20 protein-coding genes are annotated in these 23316 nt (G+C 40.3%); 18 read left to right on the top strand and 2 right to left on the bottom strand.

The features are described from left to right. Positions 1 to 17 precede the first annotated feature (17 nt). Together AACU32_RS34105 and AACU32_RS34100 are read left to right on the top strand one after the other, a co-directional pair. Positions 18 to 1163 carry an ABC transporter permease gene (locus tag AACU32_RS34105; protein WP_096606542.1) on the top strand — a complete coding sequence of 382 codons (1146 nt, stop codon included), beginning with the start codon at positions 18 to 20 and terminating at the stop codon, positions 1161 to 1163. A gap of 422 nt (positions 1164 to 1585) precedes the next feature. Then, positions 1586 to 2674 (top strand): aromatic ring-hydroxylating dioxygenase subunit alpha, encoded by a 1089-nt coding sequence (locus tag AACU32_RS34100; RefSeq protein WP_096606540.1) that lies wholly within the window; start codon positions 1586 to 1588, stop codon positions 2672 to 2674. Positions 2675 to 2953: 279 nt separating this feature from the next. Here AACU32_RS34100 and AACU32_RS34095 read toward each other — a convergent pair whose 3' ends face one another. Then, positions 2954 to 3154, bottom strand: coding sequence for a hypothetical protein (locus AACU32_RS34095; protein WP_096606538.1), 201 nt, complete (start codon positions 3152 to 3154; stop codon positions 2954 to 2956). Between the two features lie 436 nt (positions 3155 to 3590). On the opposite strand from AACU32_RS34095, the gene AACU32_RS34090 reads away from it, so the two are divergent. The 10 genes from AACU32_RS34090 to mnmH all read left to right on the top strand — a co-directional run bounded on the left by AACU32_RS34090 (position 3591) and on the right by mnmH (position 14662). Beyond that, positions 3591 to 4349, top strand: a complete 759-nt coding sequence (locus AACU32_RS34090; protein ID WP_096606536.1) for a DUF5995 family protein — start codon at positions 3591 to 3593, stop codon at positions 4347 to 4349. A 523-nt stretch (positions 4350 to 4872) separates the two neighbouring features. After that, positions 4873 to 5823, top strand: coding sequence for an ABC transporter ATP-binding protein (locus tag AACU32_RS34085; RefSeq protein WP_096606533.1), 951 nt, complete (start codon positions 4873 to 4875; stop codon positions 5821 to 5823). Between the two features lie 153 nt (positions 5824 to 5976). After that, entirely contained in the window at positions 5977 to 7875 is a 1899-nt protein-coding gene (locus AACU32_RS34080) for an ABC transporter permease subunit (protein ID WP_096606531.1), read from the top strand. 74 nt (positions 7876 to 7949) lie between these two features. Continuing rightward, positions 7950 to 9653, top strand: a complete 1704-nt coding sequence (locus AACU32_RS34075; RefSeq protein WP_096606529.1) for a hypothetical protein — start codon at positions 7950 to 7952, stop codon at positions 9651 to 9653. Positions 9654 to 9827: 174 nt separating this feature from the next. Next, positions 9828 to 10136 carry a hypothetical protein gene (locus tag AACU32_RS34070; protein WP_096606527.1) on the top strand — a complete coding sequence of 103 codons (309 nt, stop codon included), beginning with the start codon at positions 9828 to 9830 and terminating at the stop codon, positions 10134 to 10136. A 30-nt stretch (positions 10137 to 10166) separates the two neighbouring features. After that, the gene (locus tag AACU32_RS34065; protein WP_096606525.1) at positions 10167 to 10628 is read left to right on the top strand and encodes a nitrogen fixation protein; all 462 of its coding nucleotides are present in this window, start codon (positions 10167 to 10169) and stop codon (positions 10626 to 10628) included. A 315-nt stretch (positions 10629 to 10943) separates the two neighbouring features. After that, the gene (locus AACU32_RS34060) at positions 10944 to 11702 is read left to right on the top strand and encodes an ATP-binding cassette domain-containing protein (protein ID WP_096606523.1); all 759 of its coding nucleotides are present in this window, start codon (positions 10944 to 10946) and stop codon (positions 11700 to 11702) included. Further along, positions 11699 to 12346, top strand: a complete 648-nt coding sequence (locus AACU32_RS34055; RefSeq protein ID WP_096606521.1) for an ABC transporter permease — start codon at positions 11699 to 11701, stop codon at positions 12344 to 12346. The genes AACU32_RS34060 and AACU32_RS34055 overlap by 4 nt, the downstream gene beginning before the upstream one ends. A gap of 26 nt (positions 12347 to 12372) precedes the next feature. Then, entirely contained in the window at positions 12373 to 13272 is a 900-nt protein-coding gene (locus AACU32_RS34050) for a glycine betaine ABC transporter substrate-binding protein (protein ID WP_096606519.1), read from the top strand. A gap of 322 nt (positions 13273 to 13594) precedes the next feature. Then, a complete protein-coding gene (mnmH, locus tag AACU32_RS34045) occupies positions 13595 to 14662 on the top strand; it encodes a tRNA 2-selenouridine(34) synthase MnmH (RefSeq protein ID WP_096606517.1) in 1068 nt (355 codons plus the stop codon). 108 nt (positions 14663 to 14770) lie between these two features. Here the strand turns inward: mnmH and AACU32_RS34040 are convergent, their stop codons facing one another. Continuing rightward, positions 14771 to 15610 (bottom strand): prohibitin family protein, encoded by an 840-nt coding sequence (locus tag AACU32_RS34040; RefSeq protein ID WP_096606515.1) that lies wholly within the window; start codon positions 15608 to 15610, stop codon positions 14771 to 14773. 448 nt (positions 15611 to 16058) lie between these two features. Between AACU32_RS34040 and nfi the strand changes: the two genes are divergently transcribed. The 6 genes from nfi (at position 16059) to AACU32_RS34010 (ending at position 23174) form a co-directional block, all read left to right on the top strand. After that, entirely contained in the window at positions 16059 to 16724 is a 666-nt protein-coding gene (nfi, locus tag AACU32_RS34035) for a deoxyribonuclease V (protein WP_096606513.1), read from the top strand. A gap of 129 nt (positions 16725 to 16853) precedes the next feature. Beyond that, positions 16854 to 17477: an FHA domain-containing protein gene (locus AACU32_RS34030; RefSeq protein WP_096606511.1), complete on the top strand. Its 624-nt coding sequence runs from the start codon at positions 16854 to 16856 to the stop codon at positions 17475 to 17477. A 150-nt stretch (positions 17478 to 17627) separates the two neighbouring features. After that, positions 17628 to 19586: an FHA domain-containing protein gene (locus AACU32_RS34025; protein WP_096606509.1), complete on the top strand. Its 1959-nt coding sequence runs from the start codon at positions 17628 to 17630 to the stop codon at positions 19584 to 19586. Positions 19587 to 19687: 101 nt separating this feature from the next. Continuing rightward, positions 19688 to 20398, top strand: coding sequence for a GDSL-type esterase/lipase family protein (locus AACU32_RS34020; protein WP_339378514.1), 711 nt, complete (start codon positions 19688 to 19690; stop codon positions 20396 to 20398). A gap of 223 nt (positions 20399 to 20621) precedes the next feature. Continuing rightward, positions 20622 to 21056, top strand: coding sequence for a hypothetical protein (locus tag AACU32_RS34015; RefSeq protein ID WP_096606505.1), 435 nt, complete (start codon positions 20622 to 20624; stop codon positions 21054 to 21056). Positions 21057 to 21449: 393 nt separating this feature from the next. Further along, positions 21450 to 23174 carry an AarF/UbiB family protein gene (locus AACU32_RS34010; protein WP_096608302.1) on the top strand — a complete coding sequence of 575 codons (1725 nt, stop codon included), beginning with the start codon at positions 21450 to 21452 and terminating at the stop codon, positions 23172 to 23174. The last annotated feature ends 142 nt before the right edge of the window (positions 23175 to 23316 follow it).

Genomic DNA, 23316 nt, shown 5'->3' with positions numbered 1-23316 from the left:
CAAATGACAAATGACAAATGAAAAGAATTTTATCCCAATGTCGTAAAGAGTTAGCACAATTTAGGCGCGATCGCCTTTCCTTAGCGCTGGCTTTTCTCTTACCAATAATGACCTTAATTATTTTTGGTTTTGTGATTCGCCTAGAATCGAAAAATATTCCTTTATTTATTCAAGATTTTGATAATAGTCCCCTGAGTCGTGCCTATATTGAGCGCTTATTTGCTACTAATCAATTTGAACCAATTCATCATTTTAAATTTCCCCTTTTCAATTCCACCAATAAATCCCAAGCTGAAATCTCCAATCCTCAAGAGGCTATCGATAAAGGACTAGCAAAAGCTGCTGTCATTATTCCCCCTGATTTCAGTCGGCGCATTAAATCAGATTTAAGTACTGATGTCCAAGTTTTAGTAGATGGAACTGATGTTAATAATGCACGAATTATCAAAAATAGTATTCAAGCAACCACAATATTTTTCTTAAGAGATTCAGGTCTACAATCCTCATTTAATAAAATTGTTGCTCATATCCGCCTCTGGTTTAACCCAGGCAGAAAAGAATCATTATACATCGTCCCTGGTCTTTATGCAGTTATTCTCTGGATTTATCCCTCATTATTAACAGCAGTCGCAATGGTGCGAGAAAAAGATAAAGGGACAATATTACAAGTTTACGCCTCTAGCCTCACTGCCGAAGAATTGCTATTAGGAAAAGGCTTGGCTTACCTCTTAATTGGAATTAGCGAAGCTTTATTAATTACGGTAATGAGTGCAATCATTTGGCGATTAAGCTTGGCAGTAGAGCCAACACCATTATTACTAGGTACACTCATATTTATCATAGATAGCGTGATGTTTGGTTTATTAATTGGTGTGCGTGTAAATAACCAAAATTCTGCTGTTCAAGCTGTAGCATTAGTTGGTTTCTTGACAGCTTTACTGCTATCTGGATTTATTTACCCCCTCAGTAATATTCCTTTCCCTCTCTCCCTAGTTTCCGCCATTATTCCCGCCCGTTATTATATTGAAATAACTCGCGATGCTTACGTGCGCGGTACTGGATGGACTGGTGTTTGGTTTGCAATCATCATGCTAATTATCCTAGGGTTCTTACTTTTTAATGCTGCACGTCGAATATTAAAGCGAATGCAGTTATCCGATTAGTTATTTATAATAACAGCTATTTTCAGGTAAATAGACCACATTTGCCGTAGGGGCACAGCACTGCTGTGCCCTAAGAGTGTGGTTCAACTTGTGGTGTGGGCATCTTGCCCTTGTGTACCTCATTTAGATGAAATGTGCTGTAATTTATATTTGATATTTCCTTACCGAAATTTCTCAGAAAAAAGCGACACAGGATTTTCTCAAATTCTCTTCAAATATTTCCCAAATCGGCTCATGCTAAACATTTCATCCTGCTGAAATCTTTACCTAGAGTATCCAAAATGTAAAAAATAGTGAGCCAGCAAATAGAATTAAAGAATTGATTGTCTGACTAAATATCAAGAGTAACTATCATTACATTTTTAGGACTGCTAAATAGGAACTATATAATCAAGCCCTTCGCTGTCAGTGAACTCCTAAAAATGAATTTTAACTCACAGAATGTTAGCTCAAATCGTAAATCTAAAACTTTCAATAACCCAGAACGTTTTATCGAAGGTTGGTATTGGGCAATTCCTTCTACTGATCTCCGCGTCGGTGAAGTAAAACCTATCACTTTATTAGGTAGAGACTTAGTCATTTATCGAGGTAAAGATAAAAAAGCTGTTACTTTTGATGCCTACTGTCCCCACATGGGCGCTCATTTAGCTGAAGGTAAAGTTGAAGGTAATGGACTGCGCTGTTCTTTCCATCAATGGAAATTTGATAATGAAGGGTTTTGCGTTGATATTCCCTGTTTAGATGAACCCCTTCCTCTAAAATTAAAAGCTTGGCCTACGGCAGAAAAATATGGGATGATTTGGGTTTGGACTGGAGAAGTTTCATTACAACCGTTGCCATTTATTCCAGAGTTAGAACAACAGGACTGTGATGTCGCTATTGTTTCTCAACTTCTCACTAACTGTCATCCCAATGTAGTGATAATTAATGCCATAGATACCCAATATTTGAATACAGTTAAAAGATTACCATTAGAAAATCTTTTTGAAAAAGAAGAACTGAATCAAAATGCGATTACCTTCAGCAACAGTACACGAGTGAGAGAAGGTAATTTTTTACGCAGGCTTATTCGTCCTTTCTATAAAAATGCTCTTAATTATAGTATTTGTTATTGGTATGGCAGTACTAGCATGGTAACATTTATCCCTAATTTTCTCCATTTGCACATCATGCTTACCCTCCGCCTGATTGCAGGAGGAAAGACTGAAGGATATACCCTATTGATGATTAAAAAACGTCGGGGAATTTTTGGTCACTTATACAATTGGATTGTGTTGTGGGTAGGTAAAATTTTGAGTCAGGATTTTCTCAAAGTTGACGCGAAGATTTTCGAGAAAATTCAGTTTGATTTAAGAACACCTATTAAGACAGATCAGGCTATTATGCAGTTTATCAATCATCTGGAAAGACAGACAGCCCTGTGTTGGGGAACTTGGCAAGAAGGGCGATCGCTCCGTGATCCAGAAACCAGGGATAATAGAGATAAATGGCGAGATGTGCTGAATGACTGAGTCATTAGTCATTAGTGATTAGTGATTAGTCATTAGTCAGTTGTCTTCCTTGTCTCCCTTGTCCTCCTTGTCTTCCTTGTCCTCCTTGTCTCCCTAGCCCCTAGTCCCTAGTCTGTATTTTGTTTTTAATTATTTTTTAGGCTACCATTTAAATAAAAAGAAGTGGCAAAGCCACTTCGTAATTCCCAGGTAGAACCTAGAAATGAGTATAACTATTCTAAAAACTGGAAATCGTATAAATCGTCACTGATTCACTGTATCTAAAGATTCCAGTGTTGATCACAGCAATTCTGACTCAAGTCGATCCAGTTCATCGCCTAGATGAGCCAGTTTTGTCTCTTCATTGAGTAGTTCCTTTTCTAATTGAAACTTAATTGCTGTTCCAGCCTCAATCGCTAAATCTTCCCGCATCTGCTTTACCTTTTCAATGCGGCTGTCCCATTCTGGTTGTAGTGTATCTAGGCGCTGCTGTGATCGCATTTTAAATTTCGCACATCAGTCCTTACACACATATCGCCATTTTTGTCACTAGTTATTAAGTATAAAATATTACGCAGTATTCACAATATTTCGGAATTCATTTAAGTATTTTTACATTACTGTTTTTCAGTTTGTATAAATTCTGAAGAGAAAACAATAAATACGTAGACTAATAACTGTAATTTTTTACTAAGTATCCATCACCGCAATTCTCTCAAATTTGCCAACAGATTTATACCTAGATACTTAGATGGTGTTGGATTTACGTAGTTAAGAAATATTAAGTAATAATTATAAATTACGAATTGGGATCACTTGGGGTTGATTGCAATTATATGGAAAGCGTAGGTGCGAAGCAACTTGTCGTTAGACATCCCCATTAGTATTGAAAGCCTTCCAAGCTCAATCAACTTTATCCCTATCACCAGAGAATATTATGTTAGCAAACAACACTGATGAAGTAATCCAATACTTAGACACCATCATTGCCAAAGCTATAGAAGAACGTAGCCCCAGAGGATTTTTTGCTGCACTTTATCGTCAAGTAACTTTGAAAGTGAAAATAGGTATTAAACATGGCTTTTTTGACGATGCAGCCAGAATGGAAGAATTCACGACGCAATTTGCTAATCGTTACTTTCGTGCTGGGGATGATTACCAAAATAATATAAAATCAACCAGAAGCTGGCAGGTGACATTCGACGCATTACAAAATCCAGAGTTACTAATTTTGCAACATTTACTGCTGGCAATTAACTCTCATATTAATTTAGATCTGGGTATTGTAGCTGCCGAACTTTGCCCTGGTGATAAACTGCACACCCTACAAGATGATTTTATTAAGATTAACGCTATTCTCAATGATTTGCTCGAGCCTACGGAGATGGTTTTGGGACAACTGTCACCACTAATTGAGATTTTGGATAGATTTGGTGGCAGAAAAGATGAAATTATCTTCAATTTTAGTATTCGTAAAGCTCGTCAATCAGCCTGGAATAATGCAAAAATTTTGGCTTATCAAACTCCTGATGTCCAACAGAATATTATCAACCTAATTGATAGCAAAGTAGCATTTATTGGTTGGGCGATCGCTAATCCAAACCGTAATTTTGATCGAGCGATCGCCCTGATAAAAAAATCTGAAAGTGATGATACTGTGACTATTATCAACGCTCTCAATAACATTGTTCACTGAAACTATGATCGGGAAAATTATTGTCGGGTGCATTTTATGGCGCTACGCATGTCATTTGTCATTTGTCAGTTGTTGTGGGAAAGAGTTTAATATCTTCATTGTGGGCAGTTATTAATCCCTTTTCCACTAACTACTGACAAAAACTTCATTTATCACAATCATAAAATTGCGTAGACGCAGAGCAGCTTGTCGTAGATATCGCTCTTACTACACAAGATATTTATGTGTATAAAAAAAGATTTAAATACTGAAAATATGTCAGGAAAAAGCATTGAACCGATAATCCCAGCATCTACTATCGGTAAAGACGACAACTTTACATAGTCGAATAAGACAAATGAAAAAGTAGGGAAGGTAAATGTCTTACCTATTTTTTTATCTAAAATTTACACTTTTAAGAAAGTATTAATACGCAATAACATGAAGTTTGGATAAACCTGGTTTCCATTTCTGAAACGAACCTGACAAATGCTGTAGAGACAGGTTAGGTTAACTGTAATTCACAAGCCGCACCAAAGCAGCTATGGTAAAAGAATTAGCAATTCGCACCTCTGGACTGACTAAGCAATTTGATCGGCATATAGCCGTTAACGATGTGCATTTGGAGATCCAAGCAGGTGAAGTATACGGACTGATTGGGCCGAATGGCGCAGGTAAAACAACTCTCATCCGCATGTTAGCAGCCGCAGAGGAGCCGACTACGGGTGAGATTTATATTAATGGCGATCGCTTGCTACGTGACAAAAGCAACCCCACTCTCAAGCGTCATCTTGGTTACTTACCTGATGACTATCCACTGTATGAGGATTTGACAGTCTGGGATTATCTAGATTACTTTGCGCGGCTGTATCGCTTACGAGAACCCCGGCGCACTCAACGCCTCCATGAAGTATTGGAACTGATACAACTCGAAAATAAGCGCAATAGCTCAATTTCTACTCTGTCGCGGGGGATGAAGCAGCGCTTGAGTTTAGCGCGTACCATTATTCACGAACCGATTTTACTACTGTTAGATGAACCCGTTTCCGGTCTTGACCCCATAGCGAGGATGCAGTTCCGGGAAATCATCAAGGCTTTGCAAGAAGCTGGGATGACAATCTTGATTTCTTCGCACGTACTCAGTGACTTAGCGGAACTTTGTACTTCTGTGGGAATTATGGAACTGGGCTTTTTAGTAGAAAGTGCTTCACTCCAGCAACTTTACCAGCGACTCTCCCGACAACAAATAGTGTTATCCACCTTGGGGAAACTAGAACCACTTTTGAGCGAATTGAAAAATAATCCTTTAGTGGAAGAGTGGGAGGTATTACCAGGAAGGAATAGCGCCAGGGTGAACTTTTCCGGTAAACCGGAAGATTGTGCTGATTTATTGCGATCGCTGATTCAAGCTGGGATTCCCATCAGCAATTTTCACTGCACCCAAGAAGATTTAGAAACTATCTTCCTGAAATTAGGTCACAAACAAGCATCTTAATCCAAATAATTAGTAATTGTTCATAACCTGAGTCCAGCCATCTTGCGTTTACTTAATTCGTAATTTTCAACAGTGATTCCTCTGCAATTTTAAATTACGAATTACGAATTACGAATTACGAATTATTGCTTCCCTTTTTGGAGAACTTTTCTAATGACATTCAATCTTATAAATAAACTCGGTAACTGGAATCCTCAACTATTTCGAGAACTTAAAGGTCGCCTGAAAGTTGTCAACATCTTAATTGCTTTGGCGATATCGCTGCTTACTCAACTAGGAGTATACATATATCAATTTAGCGGCTTTCCTACTAAAACTTATCCCATGTCAGGGATATACTGCAATCTGAGCAAAGGTTATCAAGCAAAACTAAATTTACTATATAAAACTAGTGAGGAAACTTACCAAAAACTCAGTTTATTTAGTGGCAAACAAAACTACAATTTGGAAAAAATTCAGGAATACAAAGCCCAAATAGCATCACTGAAAATTGAACAATCTCAGCTTGATAAACTTTTATATCAGAGTTACTGCCCTCCAGATCAAGTAAATATGGCATTGTGGTGGGAAGACCACTGGAGGTATATATTTATGACCTTGAGTGTGATGTTTGTCTTCACACTTTTAGTTGCTGGTACTTATTTGCTCATCAATAACTTAGCCCAAGAAGAACGTCGCGGTACACTGAATTTTTTGCGCCTCAGTCCCCAGTCAGAGAAAAGTATTTTGATGGGTAAACTGCTAGGAGTACCAGCTGTAATCTATCTCATAGTTTTAGTGGCATTGCCTTTAAATTTATGGGCAGGAATTTCTGCCAATCTCTCTATAGTTTCGATTTTAAGTTTCTATGTAGTTCTGCTGGCTAGCTGCATTTTCTTCTACAGTAATGCACTGTTACTTGGTTTAACTAGTCGTTGGTTTAGCGGGTTTCAACCTTGGTTAGGAAGTGGTTTAGTCCTGCTATTTTTAATGATATCTATACAGAACTTAACTTATAGTGGAGACTTTCACAATACAGCTACTTGGTTAAGATTGTTAAGCCCCTTGGAGATTATGGGCTATATATTGCCGTTGTCAAGAAATAATCAATCATCTTTACAAGAATTGCAGTTTTTCTATATACCAGTAGGTAAAAGCGCCTTTGGTATGGTTGGCATCTATTTATTGAATTATGGTGTAGGCATCTATTGGGCTTGGCAAGCCATGAAACGCCGCTTTCGTAATCCTGATGGAGCAATTCTTAACAAAGTACAAACTTATCTTTTAGTAGCAAGTTATCAAGTGGTTTTTTGGGGATTTACTTTACAATACTATAAAAATTATTGCCCAGATCCCAGAAATAATGTTTGCTATTATGATGTGAATTATCAAATAGGGCCAAATTTATTCCTGATAGCATTCTTTAACATAGTGCTATTATTTGGATTACTTGTAATTATTTCACCCCACAGACAAACTATACAAAATTGGGCAAGATATCGACATCAAAAGTTTGCTACTTTCCAGGATATTAGGAGTGAATTTTGGTTAAAAGATTGGATTGTTGATGAAAAAAGTCCGTCATTATTAGCAATGTTAATCAATTTAGCGATCGCCACCACCCCAGTAGTAATTTGGATTGTACTTGCACCTATTTTAAATACCCACCATAACAACGCCATCGATTGGGTTAATGATATGGGAAGATTAAAAGCTATTTTAGGTGTAGTTTTATGTATTAGCTTAATGATGATTTATACCACATTAGCTCAATTACTACTGTTAATGAAAACTCCCAGACGTGCTTTATGGGCAGCCGTTGCTGTAGGTGCAGCAGTGATAATACCACCATTGTTTTTAGGAATTTCAGGTATTACACCTACCAACAATCCTGAAGCTTGGCTATTTTTTACCTTTCCTTGGCCTGCTTTAGAAAAAACAGCAACAATCGCAATTTTTACAGCACTCATAGCTGAAATTAGCGTCATCATATTATTAAACATCCAATTAACAAAGCAAGTTAAATTAGCAGGAGAGTCGGCGACAAAAGCATTGTTAGCTGGACGTAAATAAGGAGGATGAGGGGGACGAGGGAAGGGGGACAAATATAAATGACAACTGACAACTGACAAAAGAGAGTTTTTACTATGGATCTCAACTGGATTAATCAAATAGGAGACTCGAATCCGCAACTTTTGCGTGAACTCAAAGGAAGACTGAAATCGCGCAATTTATTACTGTCTGCTGCTATCTCATTGCTGGGTCAGTTTATCCTATTTATGTATTTTCAAACCCAGCTACCAACTAAGCTTGAATTGGTATATAATCACTCCCACAAATATTGTACAGGTGGGCTTCAATATAATCTGCCTAAATGCCTAGTTGATGAATTTGGTCATGTAATTATTAACTGGCAATTGTGGTATTTGGATGTATTTACCTGGCTCAGTATTATTGGCTGTTTTAGTCTTTTAACTGCCGGAACTTACCTGATAATTAATGATTTATCGGCAGAAGAAAGACGAGAAACACTGAATTTTATCCGCCTGAGTCCACAATCACCCCAAAGTATTTTATCCGGCAAAATGTTGGGTGTACCAATTTTGCTATTTATTGGGGTACTGTTAGCTCTTCCTTTGCATTTATGGTCAGCTTTAGCAGGAAAAATTCCCTCGGCTGAGATTTTCAGCTTTTATGTAGCAGTGGTTGCTGCCTGCTTTTTATTCTATAGTGCTGCACTGCTATTTGGCTTAGTTGGTTCTTGGCTAGGTGGTTTTCAATCTTGGTTAGGTGGTGGCGTAGTTCTCGGTTTTCTCATCGTCACTATGCGAGTAGCCTTGACAGAAATCTCAGATGATTATCCTTTGGTTTTTGCTAGGCTAATTAATCCTACTTACTTAATTCCAGAGACTGCTATTAGCTCTACATTTGCATCTGCTAGTTCCCGATTTAGGAATTTTCAATTTTTTGCCTTACCTTTAGGAGATAGCTTATTGACAACACTTGGATTTACGCTCTTGATTTACGGTTTAGGAACATATTTTATTTGGCAATCCTTACAACGTTGTTTTCGCGATCCTAATACCACGATGTTGAGTAAGCATCAAAGTTATTCATTAACAGCTTGCTATGCATTGATGACTTTAGGGTGTGCAAATTGGGAAAGATTAGTTTTAGAATCAAATCCTGGTTCTTATCTGCTTGCTGAAAATCTAGTGAGTTTGTTGTTCTTAGATTTTTGGCTATTTCTCTATTTAATTGCTGCTCTCAATCCTCATCGTCAAGCCCTCCAAGATTGGGCACGTTATCGTCGAACTGCGCGTGTCAAAGGATTAGTAGATAGCAAACTTGTTAAAGATTTAATTTGGGGCGAAAAAAGTCCGGGTTTATTAGCGATCGCAATCAATGCCACAATTGCTATCATTGGCATCAACTGCTTAATATTACTCTCTCAATACCCCATTAGTCACAAAATCAATGCTCTTTTTGCCCTCGCGCTCTCTTTTAGTTTAGCTATGCTCTATGCAGCCTTAGCGCAACTGCTTTTATTCACCAAAAATCACAACCGAGTATTTTGGTCTGCGGCTACTGTCGGTGCATCAATGATATTACCAGTGATAATTATAGGCGTATTTACCTCTTCCTATAGAGACAACAATTTTCTCTGGTTATATTCAATAGTGGGGCCAATATTTGCAATTTCTCCTGATGGAAAATCACTATCACCCATAACAGCATTGCTGCCAATTTTCAGTTACTGGACTATGATGAGCTTGTTAGTATTCCAATTGCGGCGGAATTTGGTAAAAGCTGGGGAATCTGCTACAAAAGCAATGCTTGCAGGTAATTAATTCAGTTTCCGAATTTTTTTGATTAACTTTTGTTAAGTCTGGCCAAATTGGCCAGACTTTTTTATGAGTTTTTGTGATTATACATACAATCAACAAGCTAACTAAGCAAATCCAGTTCTAGCAATAGATATTAAATTACATTCGCCTGCAAAATTTTGAGGAGGCTACATCGTCATGACAATTTCCATTTCTGACTTATCACCTGTGACTTCTGACTCTCTGTTAGAATCAGTCGATCAAGAAGAAGGAGGCGTGATTAAATCAGCCGTAGCACGCGCACTCGAAGCGCGTAAAATTGTGGGAGGTACAACCATAAGCAACGTAAAACTAAAGCCTGAGATTCTTTGTCCACCTCCAAAACCTATAATCACTGGTAAAATTGCGCCCAGTTATTGCCCTCCACCGATCATAGTTGGTAAGATTGCTTGCCCTCCCATCACAATTGGCCTGATTGCTGTTGATCCTACAGCCTCACTTGCTTAGCACACCAAGATTTTGGTGATAGTTATCAACATGGAAAATACAACGGATACTAAAAATCAACCTCTTTGCCCCAGTGCTAGGCCAGAGATGGCAAATAGTGTAGTATTTGCTGTAGTGGTTGGGACAGTAGAAGAACCGCGTCTGGCTCACCTTGCAGAACCACAGCCCGTCACCGAGGAATTATTGTCCCTAGCTGCACCAGTTTCTCCAACAGAAATTTTTAGATTTGCAGGCACTTGTGTACAAAAAGAATGTCAGCACTTTGATGGTGCTAATTGTCGTTTAGCACACCGAATTGTAGAGAGTTTACCTGCTGTAGTAGAAGCACTTCCACCTTGCCAAATCCGTTCTAGCTGCCGTTGGTGGCAACAGGAAGGTAAGGCAGCATGTATGCGTTGTCCGCAAATCGTTACAGATACTTTCAATTATTCTGAACAGCTATACCAAGCGTCAGATCCTTCTGTATACGTTTCTGCACAAGCAGCATCTTAAAGTTTCACACTCACTAAATTAATCACGGCCTCAGGTAGATGATTTACCTGGGCTTTTTTGTTGACAATACACCTCTGGCGCACTCAAATTCAAAAACCCAGTTGTTGTGACTGGGTTTGAGTTGGGGTATGTCCCCGTACCTTTAGTTATAGAGTTAGTTATAGAGTAAGTTATAGTTTGCTTGTCTAGTAATGATTACAAAGGCGTGCTGGGCGATTTCGGAAAACTACTAAAATTTCTGAAAGCGATCGCATAATAACCCAAAGAACCAGCTAAAAGTGCGATCGCTGTTTATTCTTGTCAACAAAGTCAACCATGCCCCAAAATCACCAAATCGCTGTAGAATTCCGTGATGTCACCTTTAGCCGTAACCACCGTCCTTTGGTGTCTCATCTCAATTTCTCGATTTTCCAAGGAGAAGCACTGGTATTACTGGGACGCAGTGGTAGTGGTAAAACTACGACGATGAAATTAATTAATCGCCTCTTGACACCTACCGAAGGGGAAGTGTTATTTGATGGCGTTCCCACAACTCAATGGGATGAAATTAAGCTGCGGCGTAAAATTGGTTATGTAATTCAAGAAATTGGTTTATTTCCCCACTTCACAGTGGAACGCAATGTTGGCTTAGTCCCCGCCTTAGAAGGCTGGAAACCAAAACAAATTAAAATGCGAGTGTATGAATTGTTACGTTTGGTAGGTTTAGAACCCGAACAATTTGCTGGGCGTTATCCCAATGAACTATCGGGAGGACAAAGACAACGTGTTGGCGTCGCTAGGGCCTTAGCAGCCGATCCGCCTGTATTATTGATGGATGAACCCTTTGGCGCACTCGATCCAATTACACGCTTAGAAATTCAACAAGAGTTTCGCCGGTTACAACAGGAATTAGGCAAAACTGTTGTCTTTGTCACCCACGATATTCAAGAAGCCTTTGTTTTGGCATCAAGAATTGGTTTAATGTATGGGGGAGAATTGGTAGTATTAGGAACAAAGGATGAATTTATGCGATCGCTCCATCCAGAGAGCCTAGCTTTTCTTCAATGTCTGCGTTCTCTGCAAGACAATTTATGAAAGACTTTTTTCTCATCAAGTATGCCCCAGAAATTTTTCAGCATACGCTGGAACATTTATTTATGGTAGGCATTGCAATTGGAATTGCTATTTTAATCGGCATTCCTTTAGGAATTTTAATTACACGCCAAACCCAACTCCGCCAACCAATTTTAGGCATTGCTAATATTCTGCAAACTATTCCCAGTTTGGCATTATTTGGATTACTAATTCCTGTCCCCATCATTGGTGGTATTGGTATAGTACCAGCAATTGTGGCATTAACTTTATATTCTTTATTACCGATAATTCGTAATACTTATACTGGTATTACTACTGTCGATCCAGCGATTCGGGAAGCTGGGCGAGGTATGGGGATGACAGATAGACAATTGTTATTCCAAGTAGAAATTCCTTTGGCGATGGGAGTAATTTTGGCTGGGGTGCGAGTAGCAACTGTAATTGCCATTGGGATTGCAACTATTGCTGCTGCGATTGGTGCTGGTGGTTTAGGAGTATTTATTTTTCGTGGCATTGCAGTAGTAAATAATCAGTTAATTTTAGCAGGGGCAGTTCCTGCGGCAGCTATTGCATTAATCGCTGATTTAGTAATTGGTTGGATTGAAGTCAAATTAAAGAAAGGCAGCGTTCAAAAAAACAATTGAATAGGCTGTAAGAGCCAGAAATTTATATGAAAAAGTTTGTGTTTTTTTGCATATTAACATTTGCTTTGGTAATGGCGATCGCTAGTTGTAGCCCGAATCCAAATACTAATAGCGGTGGTGATATTATTGTTGCTTCTAAAGATTTTACTGAACAAGATATTTTAGGCGAACTTTTAGCACAACAAATCGAAGCTACCACTAATTTAAAAGTGTCGCGTCGCCCGCGCTTGGGTGGTTCTTTCGTCTGCCATAGTGCAATTACTGCTGGCAAAATAGATGCTTATATTGAATATACAGGTACAGCTTTTACAGGAATATTAAAGCAGAAGGTAGTTAACGATCCAAAAATAGTTTATGAAAAATTAAAACAAGCATACGCCCAAAATTTTAACTTGGAAGTTATGCCTAGCTTGGGTTTTGAAAATACTTTTGCCATCATTATTCGGGGTGAAGATGCTAAACGCTACAATCTGCAAACTCTCTCCCAAGCTACTGAATATACACCCCAATGGCGTGGCGGCTTTGGCTATGAATTTTTAGAACGGGAAGATGGCTTTCCGGGGTTAGCGAAAACCTACGACTTACATTTTGCTAAATCACCGCAAATCATGGATTTGGGTTTAATTTATCGGGCGTTAATTCAAAAACAGGTAGATATGGTAGCGGGTAACTCCACTGATGGGCAGATTGCTCGGTTGGGTTTAGTTGTGCTAAAAGATGATAAACAATATTTTCCACCTTATGAAGCTACGCCCATTGTCAGACAAGCAACATTAGCAAAATACCCGCAATTAAAAAAAGCGATCGCCCAACTGGCTGGAAAAATTACCGCCGATGAAATGCGCCAATTAAACTATTTAGTTGAGGGTGAATTAGGTGATATTAAAGAAGTTGTACAGGATTTTCGTAAATTAAAAGGCTTATAGTCACTACCCCTACTGACTCTTGACGGTTGACTCATCACTTTTTCAGGGTTGAAAAAATTGGTCTAACCCCTAATACTGCGATCGCTCACTACCGATACAATGACTTTAGTTGTTACTCAACCTGATTGACTGCATCTGCTAAACTTCAATGGGCGATCGCTAGTTGACTTTCATCTATTCTCATAATTCCCCGCCAGCAGTTAAAAGAAACATTTTGATAGTCTTTTTGTTTACATAGATTGATTTAAATTAACCAAAATATAAAAACACCCCATTAAACTTATAGGAGTGCCAAAATTGAGAAAGTGAGAAATTAAAGTTTATGTTACATTCAGTTACATATACTCAGCAGCCTTGGGCTGAAAGTTACAGCGAAATAATTGATGTGCGATGCCATCGTGAATTTCTAGAAGATCACATCCCTGGTGCAATTAATCTACCAGTCTTGAATGATGCTGAACGCGAGGAAGTGGGCACAATTTATCAACAAGTTTGCTCTTTCACGGCGCGCAAAATTGGTGCTGCATTAGTAACGAGAAATATTTACCAACATCTGAGTCAACACTTTGCTGCGAAAGATCCGGAATACCATCCTTTAGTTTATTGTGGAAGGGGTGGACAGCGTTCAAGTAGCATGGCTTCTGTGCTGACACAAATTGGATGGGAAGTTACTGTACTTGATGGCGGATACAAGACTTATCGTAATTATGTACGCCAGCAACTAGAACATTTACCAGAAAGATTTACTTATCGGATGTTATGCGGTTTAACGGGTACTGGTAAAACTCATATCTTAGATAAGATGCGTCAACGTGGCGCACAAGTTTTAGACTTGGAAAGTTTAGCTAATCATCGTGGTTCTCTTTTGGGTGGAGAATGGCCAGGTAAACTTTCATCCCAACCCTCACAAAAATACTTTGAATCTCTCCTTTTACAACATCTGCAAAAGTTTAATTCTCATCAGCCAGTGTGGATCGAATCGGAAAGTATCAAAATTGGGCAAGTCTATTTACCTCAGTCTTTATGGCAGAAAATGAGGCAAGCTAGTTGTGTAGAAATTCAACTACCGATAGCAGCTAGAGTCAAGTTTCTTTTACAGGAATATCCACACCTAGTAAGTCATCCCAATGTTTTAAAACGCCAGCTAGAAAAACTCAAAACTCGCTGTGGTTGGGAGAAATTAAGTCAGTGGTATCAATTGATTGATGCCCAAAATTGGGAATCATTAGTGCAAGATATATTGCATTCCTATTACGACCCTATCTATAACCACTCAACCAAGAGTTATTTTAGTAAAGCTCACAGATTTATATCGATTCCAGATTTATCTGACGGTAGTATTGAGAATGTGTTAGATTCTTTGCTGCCCAATTATGCGGCGATACAATGACAACATGTTAATGGATGGTGTCATGGATGTAATGGATGCTATCAATAGCAATTGTTCACTACATCCTCTACAACATCCACTATTTTTATCTAGCAAATACAAGCAAAACTATCTATTTTGTGGGGCGGTGAGATTATTAGGATTAATATTAATTAATGGCACTGCACCATTACCACCCATAACCATAGGAAAACGTCCATCCCATTTTTCAATTGCTTGTTTCTGCAACAATTCTGCTGTTAAAGTTTGTCGCTGCAATCTTTGCGCTTCTGCTTGACCTTTGGCGCGGTTGATATCTGCTTGAGCTTCTTGAGTTGCCTTTTTAGCAATAAATTCAGCCTGTTTAGCCTCTTGTTCCGCTATTTGTTTTGATTCAATAGCTTTGCTAAACTCTGGCGAAAACGAAAAATTCACTAGAGACACATCATCGACTATCACACCATAAGCCAATAGACGGGTTTTCAGATGGTTATCCATTTCTTCTTTAAGTTCGGTTCTTTTAGTAATGATTTCTTCTGCTGTTTTTTTGGCTGTTGCTGCTTTCAAAACTTCAGATACAGCAGGTGTGATAATGCCAATAATAATTTGTTGCTGATCTCCGACTTGTTGAAAAACCTTATTAACTCTTGTCGGATCAACGTGCCAGTTAATAGCAAGTTCGGTAGTGATTTTTTGTAGGTCTTTAGAAGCAGCATCTGATTGAAAAGTATTTTGCTGCACCCGCACACTCAGCTTTTTGATTGACGTAACAATTGGCATCATGGGATGCAGACCTTCATCTAAAATCTGATCTTGAACTTTGCCAAACTTCATGATAACGCCCCGTTCCCCAGCATTTACAATCGTAAAAGGACGAAAAATAAATGCCAACATTAATAAAAAGATGCCCCCGGCGATATAAAAACTTAACTGAAAAGTATTGGCTGTATTTGGGATGTGATTACGCATGGTTATTTTTTAATAGTAATTTATAATTAATTACCAACCTGAGTCAGGTGGTTATGGGTGCATCCCAATTTTTATTTTGCAGCAAGAGAAAAGTTAATCTGTCATTGCGTTCGCGAAGCGTCTCGTAGAGAGGAGGAACGACGAAGCAATCCCAGAATCTCTAACTTAGAGCGCGTCTATTGCGATTGCTTCGCTTCTCTTCGAGACGCTAACGCGAACGCTCGCAATGACAGTAATTACAAAAAAGTGGGATGCTCCCGGTGGTTATTGCCAAAGATACACTAATAAATATATTTCTGATTACTAAAGTGAACCAGAGAAATAATAACAGTTTAACTTTAGCTAAAGGATACAAAATTTTTTTAATTAATCACAACAGTAGATACACTATTGCTAAGAGAGATTTCGGCAATAAGTCCTTTAAACTTTGTTAAGAAAAACATTGATTATGAAGATTTATCAACAACATGCCTGGCCTCAAAACGTAGAAGATGCGATCGCAATTCAGGAAGGATTGCGCCATCAGATAATTACAGAAGATAAATTGCCAGAAACTGTGCAATACGTTGCAGGTGTGGATATGGGCTTTGAAGCCGATGGGACAATTAGCCGTGCCGCAGTTGCCGTGCTGAGTTTCCCAGGCTTGCAAGTAGTAGAGACAACATTAGCCTACCGTCCGACTACGTTTCCTTATATTCCAGGGTTTCTCTCGTTTCGCGAAATACCTGCTGTCTTGGATGCCCTAGAAAAAGTCAAAATCATGCCAGACCTAATTTTATGCGACGGTCAGGGAATTGCCCATCCCCGCCGAATGGGTATAGCTAGCCATTTAGGATTGCTGATAGATATACCGACAATCGGTGTAGCAAAATCTTTATTTATTGGCAAATATGAAGAAGTACCAGAAACAAAAGGTAGCTGGCAACCCCTAATACATCAGGGCGAAACGATAGGGGCAGTTTTACGCACACGCACAGGAGTCAAGCCTTTGTATATCTCCAGCGGTCATCGAATTAGTTTACCCACAGCAATTGACTACGTATTGCGTTGCACCACAAAATATAGACTGCCAGAAACCACACGCATTGCTGATAAATTAGCATCGGACAGATAAAGCGACGATGATATATATTGTTTTATTTGAAGTTTTTTCTAAATACTTGCTTACTACTGGCTAATCGTGTTAGGAATCGCACAAGGAGGACTTGAAGTAACTAAATAAAAGTTACTAAGTTAGAACTAAATGAACGCACTAACTTTACAGTGGCACGATGCAGGTCAAGAGAGAACTCAAAACATTTACGAACAACAACCAAGCAAAAATCCTGGAACTGTCCGCATCGGTCGAGATCCACTCCGGTGCGACATTGTTGTTAGTAACCCTACCGTATCCGGTCTGCACGTAGAAATCTTTTTTAACTCGCAGCAACAAAGATTTTACATCCGCAACCTGCGATCGCCAAATCCCCCTTTAGTAGATAGACAACAACTAGCCCAAGGTGAACTGCCTTTAAGAGAAGGTAGCATCATCCAATTGGGGCAAATGGAAATCAAAGTTATTTCTGTAGCCATCAACGGTATTCCACCAACAATTTTGACACCTCCAGCCCCACCAATACCACCAATCGGAACTACCCAGCCCACCAAAAACCTAATCAACCAACAGCCAAATAACCAACAGCCACCAGTACAACCCAGATATCACCAGCATCCACCCGTACCTCCTGCACCACCACCTGGAGTTTACGGCTTAGAATGTCCCAAATGTCATAAAGTCTCCCCCTTTGAGAATCAGCAAGTGGGCTGTCCTTGGTGTGGAACATCCTTAGCCGCAGCCGTTAGTGTGTTAGTCGCCCCGAATCATTGAGGGGATGAGGGGGATGAGGGGGATGAGGGGGACAAGGAGGACAAGGAAGACAAGGGGGACAAGGGGGACAAGGGAAATAAATAAGAAATGACTTATGCCCAATGCCCAATGCCCAATGCCCAATGCCCATTGACCATTGACTATTGACAAATGACTAACTTACAAATTCTATTAAGTTGGGATGATCCAGCTACAGGAGAACGACGAGAGCCAAGGTTGAGTGTACCTATCGCTTTTGGTCGAGAATTTGCTCGTTTACCCAACGAAGTTAGGGGAGAACGTGTTTCGCGGATGCTCCTCAATAGTGAGCAAGTTTCTCGCTACCATGCTCTAATTGATTGGGAACAAAATCAACTGGTAGTCACCGATCAAGGTAGTGTTAATGGTGTATTTGTCAATGGCCAACGACAAAAACGCAGCGTTATCGCTAACGGTGACACGGTACAAATTGGCCCGTACATGATTACGGTAACCTACAGTGTCAACGCACCTGCACCGATTACTAGTCCGCCTTCAACTATTCAGTTTAATCCGAATACCAATCTCCCTGATCCGAGTTTGCCTGCTGCACCAGTTGTGACACCACTGGGTAGCAATTTTCCTCCACCAGCATTTCAGGCTCAACAGGTGGTTGTACAAGCGCTGCACGCTACAGGCTTACCTGTAGATGAATGTGATTATCTCGCAGTTGGGGCGGGATTGGGTAGCTTTGTCTGGACGGATTTATTGCGCATTAGCGGTGTTCGTGCTGACAAAATTGTCGCCTTGGGGTTAGACGCTGAACCTTATGCGCGTTACAAGCGCCTCTGTTTAAATTCGCAAATTCCTTTACATGAAAGATTACGGTCTAATTCAGACTCCTGCCCTGATAATATTTGGGGCTGGCCTAGCTATGCTTTAAGAGAAGCTTGGCATGATTTTAGGCAAGGTCAGCTAAACACAGCCTTGAGATATTTATGGCAGGTGTTTGCTGAACCCACATTTATTGAAACTTATACTCCTCGTGCGGGTAATGTCTTTGATTCTATCGATCGGGAAGCCCGACGCATTGGCTGGCAACAAATTTATCGCTATGGGAGTGTTAGGGCAATTCGCAAAACTGAAGATGGTAGATATTGCGTAGCCTATTCTCGCGGCCCGAGAAATTATGCTTTTTTAATTACACGTTATTTGCACTTAGCAACAGGCTATCCAGCAATTCAGTTTTTGCCAGATTTACAAGCTTATAGAGAAAAATATCAAGACTTTAAGGCTGTTGTCAATGCCTATGAGGAACACGATCATGTTTATCAGCAGCTAGAACAATTAGGTGGGATTGTCTTACTGCGAGGGCGGGGAATTGTGGCTTCGCGGATTGTGCAGCGAATTTATGAAGCGCGAAAGAAAAACCGGAATATTTCAGTTTTGCATTTGATGCGATCGCCTAAACCCCACGGTAACACATTTCAAAAGGCTACGCGGTTAGTGAAAAATCATTATGAATTCCAGCCTTTTAACTGGCCGAAAGCCTGTTGGAGTGGTGAACTGCGGGTAATGCTAGAAAAAGCCACACCCGATGAACGCAAAAGCCTACTCGCAGACTGGGGTGGTACTACCACCGCCGATCGCCATGATTGGCAACAAATAACCGCCCAAGGTTTAAGTGAAGGCTGGTATCAAATTACCTTTGGTGATGTCCTTGGTGTGGAACAAGGGAACCAAAAACGCACTATTACCCATATCCGTGAAAAGGGCTTGGGAGAACTGAAACTAGAGGCTGACTTTATTGTTGATGCTACTGGCTTAGATGCCAAAGTCCAGACTAATCCCCTATTAGATGACCTAGTGAAACATTACAATTTGCCCCTCAATCACCTCGGACGCTTGGTGGTCGCCAACAACTTTGAGCTAGTAGAAATGCGTAACACCAAAGGTCAAATGTATGCCGCTGGAGCCATTACCCTTGGTGGCCCCTATGCAGCAGTTGATAGTTTCTTAGGCTTGCAGTACGCCGCATTAGTCGCCGTTGATGGACTCGCTACCGCCCGTGCGCCAGGAGTCAACAGGTTGAACGCCATCAGTTCTTTTAGCCAATGGTTGAAGTGGGTGTTCAATCAGTCTCCGACTTAGGTGACAGCTAACAAAACTAGAACAGAAGAGTAGAAAGATACTCTGTAATGGTGTAGAAATGTATAGAATCTTGTAAAGATATAAAATAAAGTCTTTTTAAGATGCAAACATTCGAGCGACCTTCCTCAATGCAGCTGTCCATAGCACCAAACCATTGTCAGCCTTTGAAGATTATCGCACTAGGGGATAGCTTAATATATGGATTCGGCGATCCAGACAAAGGCGGTTGGGTCGAACAACTACGGCGACAGTGGATGTTACCGGATAGTACAGGTCATGTACTTTATAATCTGGGAGTAAGAGGCGATCGCACCCAACAAGTCGCCCAAAGGCTAGAAGTAGAATTTCGCCACCGAGGTGAACTGCGAAATCGTGTCCCCGACTTAATTATTTTGTCCGTAGGCGTAAATGATTCAGCGCGGTTATCTCGTCCTGATGGACGGAATTATACAGATTTTGGCTTATTTGAATCACAAATCGCCGAACTCCTAGAACAAGCACAACAACTTTGCCCTGTAGTGTTTGTGGGGATGGTTCCAGTTGATGAAACTAAAATGCCATTTCTCGATTGCTTCTACTACAATCACGCCGATCAATATCGCTACAAAGAAGCCACGAGAATTGCTTGCAATCAACGCCGTATTCCGTATCTCGATATTTTCGACCAATGGATGGAACGCGGTGAACTTTGGCGGCGCAAACGCATCTCTCATGATGGACTTCACCCCAACACCCTAGGTTATCAAGCTTTGTTAGACGATGTAATCAATTGGCAAGCACTAGCCACTTATCATTCTTCCGTAGCGATTTAAGGGACATCCAATTTTTTAAATACCCAATAAATTTGTAGTGCGAGCGTCTCGCTCGCTGGTGTTCATTCATCGAGCAAGATGCTCGCACTACGGAATATGGGTAATTTATTTTTTGTAAGTCCCGAACCAAAATTTCCCACTTAGACGGAAAGCTCCACAATCTTGTGGAGTTTTTTAATATGAGTATGATGAAACTTAATTAAACTCAGTACTCAATACTTTTATGACTCCCACTTTATTTGGTCGTTGGCAAACTCGATTATTACTACTAGTAACTGTAGGCGTATTAGTCTCATTACCTTTTGCCGTTGGTTTAATTGGTAATGCACCTGGCATAATTTATTTCTGGATACTTACCTACGTCGCCATCTTTGGCTTAGGTTGGGATGTACTGTATAACTATCTACAAAAATTTCGTTGGGATCGAGACTGGCCCGCAGCTTATCAACTCTTCGCGGGAATTTGGGAATTTATATTTGTTTTCTGTGGCGTAAAAATATTTGGCTTTCTACCCATCCCCATACCCAAGGAAGAACTACCACCAACAGTCTTTTTCATCCATTACACCATCGTCTGGCTAGCAGTTTTCATTTCCTCCCAAAGCCTCATGCGGATCATCTTTCCCCGCTGGCGTTTCCGGGGTGGGGAGTGGCTGTAGGTTTCATAGCAGGGAGCAGAAGGGACAAGGGAGACAAGGGAGACAAGGGAGACAAATTACCAATGCCCCATGCCCCCTTGCCCTGAGCGGAGCCGTTCGCGTAGCGTCTCGCAGAGAAGGGATGCCCAATGCCCAAATGTATTTTATATCACATAAATACCTAAAATCCTTATAGAGAAGGAATATTTGTACTTTTATAAAGTATAATTAACAAAAAGATAACAAAAAATCAGCAGTAAAGTAGGCTAATTTGGCCACAAAAACTGCCCAGAAATGGGTACAACTTTATTGTGTTTTATAAAAACTATCGGTATCTTGTACTTGCAATTAGCAAGTAATTTTAGAAACCAACAAAAAAGTGTAAATTTCCCAGTTGAAGAGGCAAATAAAAGCGTGGGTCAGTATCAATCTGCTCAGCTAAGGCGCTACAATCCAGACGCGATCGCTAGTTATTATCGTTACCGTCCCTGGCTCGCATGGGGGCGTTTACTGAGAATTATCTGGTTTTTTGCTGGATTTATTATTAGTTTGAAGTGGGATGAATGGCAAAATCAAGTAGAGCAGAACAAGAGGAAACGCGCCACTCAATTACGAGAACTGCTCACTCGCCTAGGCCCCACATTCATTAAAGTCGGTCAAGCCCTATCCACCAGACCAGACCTGATACGTAAAGACTTCCTCGAAGAATTGATCAAACTGCAAGACCAATTACCAGCTTTCGATAATGCACTGGCTTATCAGATTATCGAAACTGAACTTGATCGCTCAATTAGCGAAGTCTTTAGCGAACTGTCACCTAAACCCGTAGCAGCTGCTAGCTTAGGTCAAGTTTATCGTGGTCGCTTGCTCAGTGGCGAAGAAGTCGCCGTGAAAGTGCAACGCCCCAACTTAAGACCAACTTTGACCAGAGACTTGTATCTCATGCGTTGGGCTGCAACTTGGCTATCGCCTTGGCTACCCCTGAATCTCGGTCACGACCTCACCTTAATTGTGGACGAGTTTGGCACTAAGTTATTTGAAGAAATTGATTACATCAATGAAGGTCGCAACGCGGAAAAATTTGCCCATAACTTCCGTGATGACAACAGTGTCAAAGTCCCCAGTATTTATTGGCGTTATACCAATAGCCGTGTATTAACCCTGGAATGGATTAACGGCTTCAAATTGACAGATACTAAAAGTATCCGCGCCGCAGGTTTAGACCCAGAGGACATCATCAAAATCGGTGTCACCTCAGGTTTACAACAGCTATTAGAACATGGATTCTTCCATGCTGACCCTCACCCAGGTAATTTGTTCGCCATGCCTGATGGTAGGATGGCTTACATCGACTTTGGGATGATGGATCAGCTAGAGGAAACCACCAAAGAAACCCTGGTAGATGCGTTAGTGCATCTGGTAAATAAAGACTACACTGACTTAGCCACAGACTTTGTTCAGTTGGGTTTTCTCACGCCAGACACAAATATTTGCCCGATTGTGCCAGCATTAGAATCAGTGCTAGGTAATGCCATAGGTAAAAACGTAGGGGATTTCAACTTCAAAACCATTACCGATGAATTCTCGGAACTGATGTATGAGTATCCTTTCCGAGTCCCAGCGAAGTTTGCTTTGATTATTCGTTCCCTAGTTACCCAAGAAGGTATTGCTCTTAGCCTCAACCCCAATTTCAAAATTGTTGAGGTAGGTTATCCCTATATTGCTAGACGCTTGCTCACAGGAGAATCTTCCCAATTACGGCGACGGTTGCTGAATGTGCTGTTTAAAGATGGTAAATTCCAGTGGCAGCGTTTAGAAAATTTAATTGCGATCGCCCGTACTGACGACAGCTTTGATGTCTTACCTACAGCCCAAATGGGGTTGCAATTTCTGCTGTCTGAAGAAGGTAAATTTCTGCGTCAGCAATTAGTGCTAGCCCTCACAGAAGATGACCGTCTGCATACAGAAGAAGTTCAACGTCTGTGGAACCTAGTCAAAGATGACTTACAGCCAAATCGTTTATTCAATGTAGCGATCGGCTTGTTAACAGAGTTATCGAGAGAAGGCGCAGCCACTATTCTCCCAAAAGCTACATCCTTTATTACTTTTGGTAGCAATCCCGCCCGAAATCAAAACTAACAAGTTAACTGAAGGCTGAAGTCTGAAGTTTCAAAACGCCCAATTAAGTAAGTAGGCAATTGAACTTAACTATTAAACTGGCTGCACAAATGACCAATGACCAATGACCAATGACAGCTACTTACTTTTAAATTTCTCTACC

The organism is Calothrix sp. NIES-2100 (assembly GCF_963875285.1).
In the GTDB taxonomy this organism is placed as follows: Bacteria; Cyanobacteriota; Cyanobacteriia; order Cyanobacteriales; family Nostocaceae; genus Aulosira.
This window is presented reverse-complemented; position numbering and strand designations above follow the sequence as displayed.